The organism is Aeromicrobium sp. JP4 (genome assembly GCF_054957925.1).
On the sequence record NZ_CM143290.1, the window covers coordinates 384,003 to 397,206 of the forward strand.

At 70.4% G+C, this 13,204-nt stretch carries 12 protein-coding genes; 5 read left to right on the forward strand and 7 right to left on the reverse strand.

The features are described from left to right. Positions 1 to 3: 3 nt before the first annotated feature. The 5 genes from ACY1JX_RS01960 to ACY1JX_RS01980 form a co-directional block, all read right to left on the reverse strand. Complete coding sequence (locus ACY1JX_RS01960; protein ID WP_462565036.1) at positions 4 to 453, reverse strand: hypothetical protein; 450 nt, start codon at positions 451 to 453, stop codon at positions 4 to 6. Next, entirely contained in the window at positions 450 to 1,910 is a 1,461-nt protein-coding gene (locus ACY1JX_RS01965) for an APC family permease (RefSeq protein WP_462565037.1), read from the reverse strand. Before ACY1JX_RS01965 ends, ACY1JX_RS01960 begins: the two co-directional genes overlap by 4 nt. Positions 1,911 to 2,000: 90 nt before the next feature. Continuing rightward, a complete protein-coding gene (locus ACY1JX_RS01970; protein ID WP_462565038.1) occupies positions 2,001 to 3,131 on the reverse strand; it encodes an aminopeptidase P family protein in 1,131 nt (376 codons plus the stop codon). After that, positions 3,128 to 4,609, reverse strand: coding sequence for an MFS transporter (locus ACY1JX_RS01975; protein ID WP_462565039.1), 1,482 nt, complete (start codon positions 4,607 to 4,609; stop codon positions 3,128 to 3,130). The genes ACY1JX_RS01970 and ACY1JX_RS01975 overlap by 4 nt, the downstream gene beginning before the upstream one ends. A 32-nt stretch (positions 4,610 to 4,641) precedes the next feature. Beyond that, a complete protein-coding gene (locus ACY1JX_RS01980) occupies positions 4,642 to 5,505 on the reverse strand; it encodes a class II glutamine amidotransferase (protein ID WP_462565040.1) in 864 nt (287 codons plus the stop codon). A gap of 115 nt (positions 5,506 to 5,620) precedes the next feature. Between ACY1JX_RS01980 and ACY1JX_RS01985 the strand changes: the two genes are divergently transcribed. Together ACY1JX_RS01985 and ACY1JX_RS01990 are read left to right on the forward strand one after the other, a co-directional pair. Continuing rightward, complete coding sequence (locus tag ACY1JX_RS01985) at positions 5,621 to 6,700, forward strand: carboxylate-amine ligase (protein ID WP_462565041.1); 1,080 nt, start codon at positions 5,621 to 5,623, stop codon at positions 6,698 to 6,700. Beyond that, on the forward strand, positions 6,697 to 7,212 hold the full coding sequence (locus ACY1JX_RS01990) for a hypothetical protein (RefSeq protein ID WP_286928730.1): 516 nt from the start codon (positions 6,697 to 6,699) through the stop codon (positions 7,210 to 7,212). Before ACY1JX_RS01985 ends, ACY1JX_RS01990 begins: the two co-directional genes overlap by 4 nt. 22 nt (positions 7,213 to 7,234) lie before the next feature. On the opposite strand, the gene ACY1JX_RS01995 is transcribed toward ACY1JX_RS01990, so the two are convergent. Together ACY1JX_RS01995 and ACY1JX_RS02000 are read right to left on the reverse strand one after the other, a co-directional pair. Beyond that, on the reverse strand, positions 7,235 to 9,967 hold the full coding sequence (locus ACY1JX_RS01995) for a cation-translocating P-type ATPase (RefSeq protein ID WP_462565042.1): 2,733 nt from the start codon (positions 9,965 to 9,967) through the stop codon (positions 7,235 to 7,237). Between the two features lie 116 nt (positions 9,968 to 10,083). After that, on the reverse strand, positions 10,084 to 10,542 hold the full coding sequence (locus ACY1JX_RS02000; protein ID WP_181755791.1) for a DUF7144 family membrane protein: 459 nt from the start codon (positions 10,540 to 10,542) through the stop codon (positions 10,084 to 10,086). Positions 10,543 to 10,710: 168 nt separating this feature from the next. On the opposite strand from ACY1JX_RS02000, the gene ACY1JX_RS02005 reads away from it, so the two are divergent. Genes ACY1JX_RS02005 through ACY1JX_RS02015 form a run of 3 tightly spaced genes read left to right on the forward strand, consistent with a single transcriptional unit; the run spans position 10,711 to position 13,178 of the window. After that, on the forward strand, positions 10,711 to 11,148 hold the full coding sequence (locus ACY1JX_RS02005; protein WP_286928734.1) for a DUF7144 family membrane protein: 438 nt from the start codon (positions 10,711 to 10,713) through the stop codon (positions 11,146 to 11,148). A gap of 34 nt (positions 11,149 to 11,182) precedes the next feature. After that, complete coding sequence (locus tag ACY1JX_RS02010) at positions 11,183 to 12,280, forward strand: AI-2E family transporter (RefSeq protein ID WP_286928736.1); 1,098 nt, start codon at positions 11,183 to 11,185, stop codon at positions 12,278 to 12,280. A gap of 25 nt (positions 12,281 to 12,305) precedes the next feature. Continuing rightward, a complete protein-coding gene (locus ACY1JX_RS02015; protein WP_286928738.1) occupies positions 12,306 to 13,178 on the forward strand; it encodes a YhjD/YihY/BrkB family envelope integrity protein in 873 nt (290 codons plus the stop codon). Positions 13,179 to 13,204 lie beyond the last annotated feature (26 nt).

The window sequence follows — 13,204 nt, forward strand, 5'->3', positions numbered from 1 at the left end:
GGCTCAGTCGCCCACGTGGTCGTCGGTCTTCAGGTCGTCCACGAACTCGCGGAACTCGTCCAGCTCGTCGGGGCAGTAGACCTCCATGATGAGCAGCTGTCCCTGCACGGCCCGGCTGTCGGCGATCACCGGGCGCGTGCCCGGTCCCGTCGCGCCGTTCGTCAGCATCGAGTAGAACGTCGCCCGGCGCAGGGCGCTGTTCGGGTCGTCGCACACGGAGCCCCCGTCGTCACCGAGAACGCGCACGATCCTGTCCCGGTCCGGAGTCTGCGCGACCCCGGCCTCCTCGAGCGCCGTGATCAGCTCGTCGGCCCTGTCCTGGGCGCGGTTGCTCTCACGGACGTCCTCGAACAGCAGCACGGCCACGATGGCGGCGCCGGCGAGGAGCACGCAGGCCGTGATGTAGATCCACGACCTCTCCCGTGAGCTCTGGTTCTCGGTGTGGGTGCTCATGACGCGATCACCTCGTCGGGCTCGGGCTGCTTCCACGAGGGCTTGCGGAAGCGGTAGAACAGGAACGGGACGACCAGGCCCAGGCCCAGCGCGCCGCCGCCGACGATCGCGAAGTAGACGCCGGAGTTGCCGGACGCGAACTGCGACGGCGGGATGAAGCCGACGAGCAGTGCCGCCAGCGAGGCCGCGAAGCCGACGCCGCACATGCCGACCAGCATCGGGGCGCGGTAGCCGCGTGGGTGGTCAGGATGCTTGCGTCGCAGCTGGATCGCCGCCACGAACATCAGCAGGTACATGATCAGGTAGACCTGCGTGGTGATGACCGAGAAGATCCAGTAGGCACTGGAGACGTCGGGGATCAGCGCGTAGGCCAGGCCGATCACCGTGGTGACCAGGCCCTGCACGACCAGGATGTTCTGCTGCACGCCGTTCTTGTTCAGCTTCTGCAGGAACGGCGGGAGGTAGCCCTCCTGACGCGAGATCAGCAGCAGGCCCTTCGAGGGGCCGGCGAGCCACGTGAGCATGCCGCCGAGCGACGCCGTGACGAGCATGATGCCGACGATCGGGGTCAGCCACGACCAGCCGAAGTTCGCGAACACCGCGTCGAACGCCTGCATGACGCCGGCGGTGAGCGACAGCTCCTCCGCGGGCACGATCCACGCGATCGCCAGGGCCGGGAGGATGAAGATCGTCAGCACCAGGCCCATGGCCAGGAACATCGACTTCGGGAACTCCTTGCCCGGGTTCTTCAGCGAGCTGACGTGCACCGCGTTCATCTCCATGCCCGAGTAGGACAGGAAGTTGTTCACGATGAGCACGAGGCTCGAGAGCCCCGCCCAGGCCGGCAGCAGGTTGTCCGCCGACATCGGCGCGGCCGACTCGTTGCCCTGGCCGAGGAAGACGACGCCCAGCAGCACCAGCACCACACCGGGCACGAGCGTGCCGATGATGAGGCCACCGCTGGCCAACCCGGCGACGCCCTTCGTGCCGCGCGCGGAGACCCACACGCCCGACCAGTAGACGACGATGATGACGGCCGCGGTCCAGACGCCGCTGCTCGCGAGCGCTGGGTTGAACACGTAGGCCAGGGTGCTGGCCACGAATCCCAACAGGCTCGGATAGTAGAAGATCGTCATCGCGAACTGGCACCACACGGCGAGGAAGCCCATGGGCTTGGAGATTCCCTCGGACACCCACTTGTAGATGCCGCCCTCCCAGCCCGACGCCAGCTCGGCCGAGACCAGCGACGTGGGGAGCAGGAAGACGATCGCGGGCAGCAGGTAGAGGAAGACGCAGGCCAGGCCGTACACGGCCATCGTGGGCGCCGCACGGAGGCTGGCCACCGAGCTGGTCGTCATCATCGCCAGGGCGATCCAGGAGATCCACTGGGTCGTGGTGGCCTTGGCGCGTGCTGCCTTCACGGGAGCACGGTCGGCGGGGATGTCGGCGGTACTCACGGCTCACCCCGGGGCACTGCTGTGGTCGTCATGTTCCGAGTCTCGCGACGCGGGAGCGAGCGTTCCTCACCCCTGGCGGGTGACGTGAGGTCACTCCACGACGGCCAGGGAGCGGTCCGTGGTGTTGAGCCGCCGGCCGCCGGAGGGGGTCACGGTGACGATGTCCTCGATCCGCACGCCGAACCGTCCGGCCAGGTAGACGCCCGGCTCCACCGAGAAGCACATGCCCTCGACGAGAGGCTGCGCCTCGCCCTCGATCATGTAGGGCGGCTCGTGGGTCGTGGTGCCGATGCCGTGACCGGTGCGGTGGATGAACTGCTCGCCGTACCCGGCATCGGTGATCACGCGGCGCGCAGCACGGTCGACGTCCTGGCACGCGACCCCGGGGGCCACCGCCTCGAAGCCCGCCTGCTGGGCCTGGCGGACGACCTCGTGGACCTCCCGCACCAGGTCCGAGGGCTCCCCGACGGACACGGTGCGGCTCGTGTCCGAGCCGTAGCCGTGCATGAGGCCGCCGAAGTCCAGGACGACGGCGTCACCCTCCTCGATCGTCCGGTCGCCCGCCTCGTGGTGCGGGTTGGCGCCGTTCGGACCGGATCCGACGACCGTGAAGTCGACCTGCTCGTGGCCGAAGTCGCGCAGCAGCCGGGCCAGGTCGGCGGCCACCTCGGTCTCCTTCCGTCCGGCGAAACGCACGCTCAGGATCTCCCCGTACGTTGCGTCCGCGGCGGCGCCAGCGGCCTCCAGCCGGGCGAGCTCGGCCTCGTCCTTCACCGCGCGCAGCATCGGCAGCGCCTGCGTGAGGGAGCGGAACGCGACGCGGGGGACCGCGTCCTGCAGCCCGAGCAGGTGCAGTGCCCACGCCGAGTCGGAGATGCCCAGGAGGCTCGACCCGCCGATCAGCGCCCCGGCCTGCGCGAACGGGTCGTCCCCGTCGGCCCAGTCGACGAAGCGCAGGGCACCCGCCCCGTCGGCGCCCTCGGCGTCGGGACGCTCGAGCATCGGGACTATGAGCGTCGGCTCGCGGTCCGCGGTGAGCACCAGCGTGGTGAGTCGCTCGGTGATCGCCGTGGGCCGGTACCCCGTCAGCCAGACGAGCTCGGGGCCCGGCATCACGAGCATCCCATCGAGTCCCGCCCGGTCGGCCTCGTCGACGGCGTGGCGCATCCGTGCGGCGTAGACGTCGGCGGTGAAGGGCTCCGGGGCGGCCGGGACGGTCATCGTCCGGTCCCCACGCCGGCCGTCGCCGAGGTCGGCAGCGTGTGGAGGGCGGCGGCGGCCGAGGCGGCGGCGTCGTCCAGCGTGCCGGCCGGGGGACGGTGCCGCTTCATCACCAGGGCCATGAGGACGCCGAGGAAGCTGAAGATCGCCATCAGCCACGCCGCGCCCGCCAGGCCGGCCGCCAGCGCATCGGCCTGGGCGGCGCCGTCGGCGGTGCGGTTCGCGATCACCGTGCCGTAGATGGTGGCCGCCAGAGCGGTGGCCACCGCGGCGCCGACGTAACGGGCCATGTTGGAGACACCGGAGGCCCCACCCACCTGGCTCTGGGGCACCGAGGCCGTCGCGGCCGACGAGGCCGGGCCGTTCGACAGGCCCATGCCGACCGCGATGAGCACGAGGGGCAGCAGGAACGCCATGTACTTCCAGTCGGCGTCCGTGAAGCCCACGATGACGAAGCCGATCGTGGTGAGGAGGAACCCGACGCCGATGGTCTGCCTACCCCCGAACTTCGCCGCCAGCTTCGGCACGAGCGGTGCGACGACCACCAGGCCGATCGTGGCGGGCAGCGTGGCCAGGCCGGCCTCGAGAGGGCTGAAGTTCAAGGTGGCGGGGTCTTGGAAGTACAGGCTCAGCAGGTACATCAAGCCGTTGATCGTGCCGGCACCGATCAGGATCGCGATCGTCGAGCCGACGAGGACCCGGTTGCGCAGCAGAGCGAGGTCGAGCAGCGGGACGGCGACGCGGCCCTCGACGACGATGAACGCATAGCCCGCGGCGATCGAGAGGGCGAAGCAGCCCAGCGTGGCGGCGGACAGCCAGCCCCAGTCGCCGCTCTTGGTGAACGCGAAGATGAGCGGCGTCAGCGTGGCGGCGATCAGCACCGTGCCGGCGTAGTCGATCGACCGTGGCCGGTCGGGGTCCCGCGACTCGCCCACGGTCAGGAAGGTCAGCACCATGCAGACCACGGCGACGACGGCATCGATCCAGAACAGCCCCTGCCACCCCGTGAAGTCGACGAGGAGTCCGCCGAGGAGGGGTCCGGCCGCCGCGCCCACGGCGGCCGCCGCCCCCCACAGGGACACGGCTCTCAGCTGTTGCTCGCCGTCGTTGGCGACCGACAGCAGGCTCAGGCCACAGGCGAGGATCGTCGCGCCCGCCGCGCCCTGGATGACCCCGCCCGCGATGACCATCCCGCCGGACTGGGCGAGCGCGATCATGACGCAGGAGACCACGAACAGCAGCAGGCCCAGCTGGAAGACGCGCTTGCGGCCGAAGACGTCGCCCAGCGAGCCGGAGGTGACGATCACCGCGGCGCCCACGAGCGAGTAGCCGGTGACCGCCCACTGCAGGTCGGTGACCGACATGCCGGTGTCCTCGGAGATGGCAGGCAGCAGGATGCTGACCGCGGACGTGTTCGCGTTCACCACGAGGGTCGAGATGCAGGTGGCGGCGAGCACTCCGCCTGCGCGGGTGCTCACGGCAGCTCGGTTGTCCATCGGGCTCTCTTCCGTCAGGGTTCGCGGGGCTCGAAGTGCCCCAGGGTGTCGTCCCCGGCCTCCACCACGCCGTAGCTGGACTCGGGGATCGGGTTCCACGCCCCGGCGAGATCGCCGAGCGGCTCCGAGACGACCACGCGCGTCTCGTCGTCGAGGCCGGCGAAGACGGGATTCTCGGGATACAGCTCCCGCAGGGCCGAGAGCGCCGAGCTGACGTAGAGGGTGCGGCTCTGGCCCACCGTCGAGTAGCGGAAGCCCCAGAGCCGTTCGCCGTCGGTGGTCGCGACGGTCATCTGCATCGCGTCCGGCACACCGTGCCGGCGGGCGACGGCCTCGACGAACCCGACCATGCGCTCCACTGCCGCGACGGGATCGTCGCGCAGGCCGAACGTGAGCGCCAGGAAGAACATGACCTCGGAGTCGGTCGACCCGGCCATCGCCGGGTACAGCTCCGGATCGACGGCGAGCACGAGGTCGCGCTTGAGGGTGTGGAAGTCCCGGATGGCCCCGTTGTGCACCCAGAGCCAGCGGTCGTACCGGAACGGGTGGCAGTTGGACTGCTGGACCGGTGTGCCGGTGCTGGCCCGGATGTGGGCCAGGAAGAGTCCCGACGACGTGGAACGTGCGAGCTCGCGCAGGTTCTCGTCCCCCCAGGCCGGCCCGACGCCACGGAAGAGGACGGGCACGTCGTTGCGGCGCGCGCCGGGTAGGGACGGCGAGTCGTCGACGCCGTACCAGCCGATCCCGAAGCCGTCACCGTTCGTGGTCTCCACGCCCATCCGCGAGTGCTGACTCTGGTCGATCAGCGAGTGCACGGGCTTGTAGAGCAGCTCCTCCAACAGGATGGGACTGCCCGAGTACGCCAACCAGCGACACATAGCAGCCTCCTTGGGAACGCCTCGGTCTCCTCGGCAGCGTGTGCCACGGTGGCGGCGTACCGCCTCATCCCACGAGGATGAGGCGGCCTCCGTGGGCGGTATCCACGATGAGTCCATGCTCACGGTCGGCGTGGAGGAGGAGTTCCTGCTCCTCGATCCCGCCGGGGCGGTCGTCGCTGCCGCGACCGACGTCGTGCGCGACGTCGCCGACGACCGGGTGAAGCCCGAGCTGATGACCTACCAGGTCGAGACGGCCACCGACGTGTGCACCGATCTCACGGCGCTCGCGAGCGAGCTGGTCGACCTCCGGCGGCGGGTCGCGTCGGCGTGCGACGCGGTCGGCGTGCGCCTGGCGGCGTTGGGCGTGCCGCCGGTCGGCGAGCCCGGCCTCGAGTTCGTGACGGACTCGCCCCGGTACCGCGACCTCGCCACCCGGTTCCCCGATGCCGCGGCGGTCGCGGGGACGTGTGCCTGCCAGATCCACGTGGGTGTGCCCGACCGCGACCTGGCCGTACGGGTCCTGGCACGGCTGCGGCGGTGGCTGCCGACCCTGTTCTCCCTCGGCACGAACTCCCCGGTGTCGGGCGGCCGCGACACCGGGTGGAGCAGCACCCGGTACGTCCGGCAGCTGAGCTGGCCGACCTTCGGCCCGCCCGGGTCCTGGACCAGCACCGACGCCTACGACGCGTCGGTCGCGGAGCTGGTCGACCACGGTGACGCGCTCGACCTGCGCAGTGTCTACCACCTGGCGCGGCTGTCACCGCGCTACCCGACGATCGAGATCCGCGTCGCGGACACGTGCCTGGACACCGCCGACACCGCGATGCTCGCGGGGATCTGCCGCGCCCTCGTGACGGTCCTGGCCTCCGACATCGAGGCCGGACGACCCGACCTGCCGGTCTCGGACCCGGCGCTGCGGTCGGCCCTGCTGGCCGTCGCGGTGCACGGACGGCCACCCACCACCGGGCCCGAGGAGGTCACCCGCGCCGTCGTGGTCACCCGGCTGCTGCGGACGATCCTGCCGGGCATCGGAAGCTCCGCGGAGACCGACCTCGTGGTGGCGGGGCTCGAGCGCGTCCACCGGTGCGGCACCGGGGCGCAGCGTCAACGGCGGCTCCTCGCATCGACGGGGGACTACAGTCGCTTCGTCGACGCCGTGACGGCGGCCACGATCGGGGACGGAGCGACACGATGACCGAGGACCGCAGGAGCCATGGGAACCGCATGCGGCTGGCCCAGCGCCTCGCCGACCTGCACCCCTCGGGCATGATCCACGGCGCCCTCGTCATGGGTGCGACCCTCGCGTTGCTGAGCCACAAGACGGCGGCCGAGGTGAGCCTGCTCGGCGCCGGTGGCGTCCTGACGATCTACTGGCTGTCCCACGCGTACACGCACGCGCTGGGGCGGGGGATGGACGGGGACCCCGACCACCTGGCGCTGCGACTGGTCCGGAGCACCCGCCACGAGGCGCCGGTGTTCTGGGGCGGGCTGCCCCCACTCGTGGTCTGCGCGGTGGTGCTGGCGCTGGGCGGCGAGGTCGCGACCGCGATGCTGGCCGGCCTGTGGGTCACCGTGGTGCTGATGGCGGGCTACGGCTACCTCGCCGCGCACCAGGCCGGGGTGTCGGGCTGGCGGGCCGGCGCCGAGACAGCGTTCGCCGCGCTGCTGGGCCTGTTCATGGTCGCGCTCAACACCCTGCTGCACTGACCGGTCGGACCGCCGGGAAGGGTCAGGCCCGCGCGGTGCGCCGGCTGCGGAGCACCAGCTTCACGATCTCCTCGATGACCACGAGCGTGGCGGCGAGACCGATGCACGTGCACCACTGCTCGAACGTCATCGCCGTGGTGCCGAAGATGCGCTGGAGGAAGTCCAGCGACGTGATGAGGATGATCGCGATCAGCGCGATGCCGTACCGGCGCAGCTGCGTCACCGCGGGGACGGCGTCGCGGTCGAAGATCGTGTTCTCCTGGTCGCGGCTCAGCAGCGCACCGGCCAGGTGGAACAGCGAGAGCGTCGTCAGCAGCATCGTCGCGCCCAGCAGGGCGTCCTCCCAGTCGGCGCCGATCTGGTAGGCGGCGAGCGATCCGGCCGTCATCACGGCGCCCTGGATGCACAGCCGGATCCAGTTCGCCCGCGACAGCACCGGCGCACCGACGGGTCGCGGCGGGCGGGCCATCAGCCCCCGCGCCGGCTGGTCGAAGCCGAGCGCGATCGCCAGCGGGATGTCCACGACCATGTTCAGCCACAGGATCTGCAGCGGGTTCAGGGGAGCGCCGTCGGCGATACCGATGACTCCGGCGACGAGGAACACCGCGATGTAGGCCACGAGCGTCGACATCTGGAAGCGCAGGTACTTGAGCAGGTTGTCGTACAGCGTGCGGCCGTACGAGACCGCCTCGACGATCGTGGCGAAGTTGTCGTCGGTGAGGATCATGACGGCGGCCTCCTTCGAGACCTCCGTGCCGGTGATCCCCATGGCGACGCCGATGTCGGCCGTCTTCAGCGCGGGAGCGTCGTTGACTCCGTCGCCCGTCATGGCGACGACCTCGCCCTTCTGCTGCAGCATGCGGACGAGTCGCACCTTGTCCTCGGGCGCCACGCGGGCGACCACGCCGATGTCGTCCAGGCGGCCCATCAGCTCCTCGTCCGACATCGCCGCGAACTCCGCCCCGGTCACGGCCTCGCCGGTGATGCCGAGCTCCTTCGCGATCGCCGCCGCGGTGGAAGCGTGGTCACCGGTGATCATCCGCACGCGGATGCCGGCGTCGCGACACTCGGCGATCGCGGCCTTCGCCTCGGCCCGCGGCGGGTCGACGATGCCGACCATCGCGAGCAGCGTCAGGTCGTGCACGTGCTGGATGAGGTCGCCACCGGCGCGCACGACACCCGGATCGAGATCGCGCTGCGCGACGACCATGACCCGCTCGCCGGCAGCGGCGATCCGGTCGTTCGCCTCGAGCGCGAGGTGACGGTTGTCGTCGGTGATCGGCACCACGGATCCGTCCGGACGGCGCAGGGTGGTGGCCCGGTCGATCAGCACGTCCGGGGCGCCCTTGACGTAGCAGCGCACCACGGCCGAGCCGTCGTCCGCGGTCATCTCGTGGAAGGTCGCCATGAACTTGTACTCGGAGTCGAACGGGACCTCGGCGACGCGCGGGTGGGCCGCGCGGGTCTCGGTGATGTCGAGGCCGCCCTTCGCTCCCAGCACGATCAGCGCGCCCTCGGTGGGGTCGCCGATGAGGCTCTCCCCGTCGAGGACCGCGTCGGCGCACAGCACCATCGGCAGCAGGTAGGGGGCGAGGTCGAACGCGCCGCTGCCGACGTGGCTGATCTCGCCCGTGGTCGCGTATCCCTCGCCCGACACGGTGTACCGGTGGTGGCCGGGGATGACGAGCTCGCGCGCCGTCATCTTATTGAGGGTCAGCGTTCCGGTCTTGTCCGAGCAGATCGCCGAGGTCGAGCCCAGCGTCTCCACGGCGGGGAGGCGTTTGACGATGGCGTGGCGGTTGGCGATCTCGCGCGTGCCCATCGAGAGCAGGGCCGTCACGACGGCGGGCAGGCCCGTCGGAATCGCGGCCACCGCCAGCGCGACGCCGGTGATGAACAGGGTGTCGAACGACTCCCCGCGGGCCAGGCCCAGCAGCAGGACGAGCACGAGAGCGATGCCGGCGATGCCCGCGATGATCTTCGACAGCGAGTCGAGCTGCTTCTGCAGAGGCGTCTTGCCGATCGAGGTCCCGGCCAGCAGGTTGGCGATGTGGCCGATCTCGGTGGCCATCCCCGTGGAGGTGACGATGAACTCGCCGCGCCCGCGGGTGACGGCCGTGTTCATGTAGACCATGCAGGTGCGATCACCGAGGGGCACGTCGGTGCCCTCGACCGGGCGGTCGGACTTGCCGACCGGGAGGCTCTCGCCCGTGAGGGCGGCCTCCTCGATCTCCAGCGTCGCGGCCAGGGACACCCGGCCGTCCGCAGGGATGCGGTCGCCGGCCTCGACCAGGACGATGTCGCCAGGGACCAGCTGCTCGGCGTCGACCTCGATCGCGCGATCGTCACGGCGGACCCGGGCGATCGTCTTCATCATCTGCGACAGGGCCTTGACGCTCGCCTCGGCCTTGGCCTCCTGGCGCAGCCCGATGACGGCGTTGAAGACCGTGAGACCCGCGAGCACCACCGTGGTCCCGGTCTCCTGGGTGACGATCTGGTTGATGAGCGCCGCGGCGAGCAGGATCACCTGCATGAAGTCCTGGTACTGCCGCAGGAAGGCCCGCCATCCCGGCTCGGCCGTTCCCTCATCCAACCGGTTCGGGCCGACGCGGTCGAGCCGGGCCGCGGCCTCCTGCTCGCTCAGTCCCGTGGCCGGGACGACGCCCAGCGCCAGCGCCACGCGGGAGGCCTCGGCTCCGACCGGATCGAGGTCGGCGGGCAGCAGGTCGGTCGTCGTGCGCTGATCCGTGGTCATGGGGTCCTCCCGTCGCCGCGAACGAGGTCGCGGGGCTGCACCGTTCGCCCGAGCATGGGGGCGGCGCCTGCCCGGCGCCTCACCCGCGCAGGGTGAGGGCGCCGCGGCAGGACCGGCTACGCGTTGCGCAGCTCGTCACCGTGCACGATGACGGCCCAGATCACCAGGAGGCTGATCGTGACCATCAGGACCGACCAGAACGGGTAGGCGGCCATGAAGGCGAAGTTCACGATGACACTCAGCATGGCCACCAGGACCGCCACGATGCGGGCCCAGGTGGCGCCTGACATCAGCGAGAGGCCCGCGAGCGCGACGATGATGCCCCCGATCAGGTGGGCCCAGCCCCAGGCGGTGTAGTCGGCGTTGACGACGAGGCCGCTGCTGGCGACGACGAAGTACTCGTCCTTGAACAGGGCCACGAGGCCGGTGATCGCGTGCAGGACGCCCAGCAGCAGGAGCATGAACGCGGCGAAGTAGACCCAACCGGCCCAGCCGGAGACGGACGACGGCTGGACGGTCTGGTAGTCGGAGGAGGGGGTGGTGGCGGGCCCGGCGGGCTCTGCGGTGCGGGACATGATGGTGCCTTTCTGGTGAGGCTTCCTCCAGTCTTGGAGCCTGCACGAACCGCCTGCCTCACCCCTCACGGATGATCCGCTCACCGGCCCATGGGCGCTTGCATGTCAGGAAGGACCACACGGCCCCCGGCCGGAAGGTCGCCACCGACGTGACAAGGACGCAGCGACATGACCACAGCGCGCACGACCCCACGCAGCTCCGGGGGAGCAGCCTTCGGCCTCATCGCATTCGCCGCGGTGATGATGATCATCATGGGCATCTTCCACGTCTACATGGGGATCGTGGCCCTCGCGAAGAGCGAGTTCTACGTGAAGGTGCCGGACTACGTCCTCGAGGTCGACGCCTCGACGTGGGGCTGGATCCACCTGATCGCCGGCGTGATCATTGTCCTCGCCGGGTTCGGGATCTTCTCCGGGAAGGGCTGGGCGCGCGGCGTCGGCATCGCCCTGGCGGCCCTCAGCATGCTCGTGAACTTCGCGTTCATCCCGTACTACCCGATCTGGTCGCTGCTCGTGATCGCGATCGACGTGCTGATCATCTGGGCGCTCGTGGACCGGGGGACCGAGTTCGGGCCACGGAACGACTCCTCCCGCGGCCTGATGTGAGGGACGGCAGAACCACGACCGCACGGAGGCCCGCATGAGCATCGATGGCGACCCGGGCTCCCGGGTGTCCGGCCGGACCGTCTCCGGCGTCCTGACGCTCGTCGTCGGTTTGGCTGCGCTCACGATCGTGCTCGGCGGAGTGCACGCCGTCTCCGGCCTGGTCGGACCCGTCTTCCTGGCGTTGGTGCTCACGGTCACCGTGCACCCGATCCGCCGGCGCCTGGAGAGGACCCGGCTGCCCGAGTGGGCGGTCTCACTCGTGATGCTCCTGTCGGCCTACCTGCTCATCGTGCTGATCACCCTGGCGCTGATCGTGTCGGTGGCCCAGCTGGCCGCCCTGCTGCCGCAGTACACCGCCGACATCACCTCGACCATCGACGATGCCCTGTCGGCCCTGGGAAAGCTCGGGGTCGACCAGGAGCAGATCGACCAGGTCGTCAGCGCCATGGACCCGTCGCGGCTCGTCGATCTCGTGGGATCGCTGCTCGCCGGCACGCTCGGTGCCCTGACCGACGTGTTCTTCCTCTTCACGGTCCTGCTGTTCATGGCGTTCGACACCAACGGCGCCCGGGAGAACCTGAGGATCCTCGGGTCGCGCTTCGGCGATCTCGTCGAGGCGTTGGCGCACTTCGCCCGCGGCACGCGCACCTACATGGCGGTGGCGGCGATCTTCGGGCTCATCGTGGCGGTGATCGACGGTGCTGCGCTCTACGCCATCGGGGTGCCCGGCGCCTTCGTGTGGGCCGTCCTGGCCTTCGTCACGAACTTCATCCCGAACATCGGCTTCGTCATCGGCCTCGTCCCACCGGCTGTCATCGCGCTGCTGGAGGACGGGCCGGGCCTCATGCTCGCCGTGATCGCCATCTACTGCGTCGTGAACTTCGTGATCCAGTCGATCATCCAGCCGCGGATCGTGGGGGAGAGCGTCGGACTGTCGCCGACGCTGACGTTCCTGTCGCTCGTCTTCTGGGCCTGGCTGCTCGGGCCGGTCGGGGCGTTGCTGGCGGTTCCGCTCAGCCTCCTGATGAAGGCCCTGCTGGTGGAGGCCGATCCCCGACTGTCGTGGGCGCTGCCGCTGATCTCGGGGCACCCGTCTCCTCGGGACGACGGCGAGCATGAGCCACGGGGCTGACGAAGACGGCTCGCCGCTAGCCGGCGTGCTGGAACGTCGCGTTGACGCGGTCATCAGCCGTCTGCCCGGGTGGGCCAAGGGACCGGTGGACTGGTTCCTCTCGTTGTGGATCGGGCGGACGCTGCTGCGGGTGGCCGGCGCGTGCGTGCGTGTCGAGATCTTCGACCGGGCCATGACGATCGCGGCGCAGTTCTTCAGCTCGATCCTGCCGCTGCTCATCGTCGCGGTGACGTTCCTGGGAGCCGGGTCCGACCAGATCTCCGACGTCATCGGGGCGACGGGATCGTCCGAGGAGCTGATCGACGAGGCCGTGCGTGGCTCGAGCGAGGCCGCCTTCGGGGTGGCCGGCGCGCTGCTCGTCCTGGTCTCGGCCACGAGCCTGTCCCGCGCGCTGACCCGCGCGTTCGCCGTGGTCTGGGAGGTCGACCGGCCACGGATGACCCTGCGTTCGACGTGGCGGTGGTTCGCCGTCGTCATGGTCCTGCTCATGGCCGTGGTCGTCGTGCAGAACCTGACCCAGCGCGCCGGGGTGTTCCCGCCGCGGTTCCTGTGGCCCGCGGCGCTCTCGCTGGCCACCGACGTGCTCGTCGCGGTCTTCGTGCCCTGGGTGCTGCTGGCCGGCCGGGTGGCCGCGCGGTGGATGGTTCCGGGAGCCGTGGTCTTCGGCCTCGTGATGATGGTGGTCCGGCCCGCCGCCGACGTGTGGCTGCCGTGGGCCCTCGACGTCAGCGCCGAGCGGTACGGACCCATCGGCATGGCATTCACGTACCTGGCGTGGCTCTACATCGTGGCCTTCGTCTTCATCGGGACCGCGGTGATCGGCCAGGTGGTCGTGAGCGACCGCGGCCGCGCCGGGATCTGGCTGCGCGGTGACCACGGACTCACCCAGGAAGCATGATGCCCGCCGCCGCGGACACCGCAAGA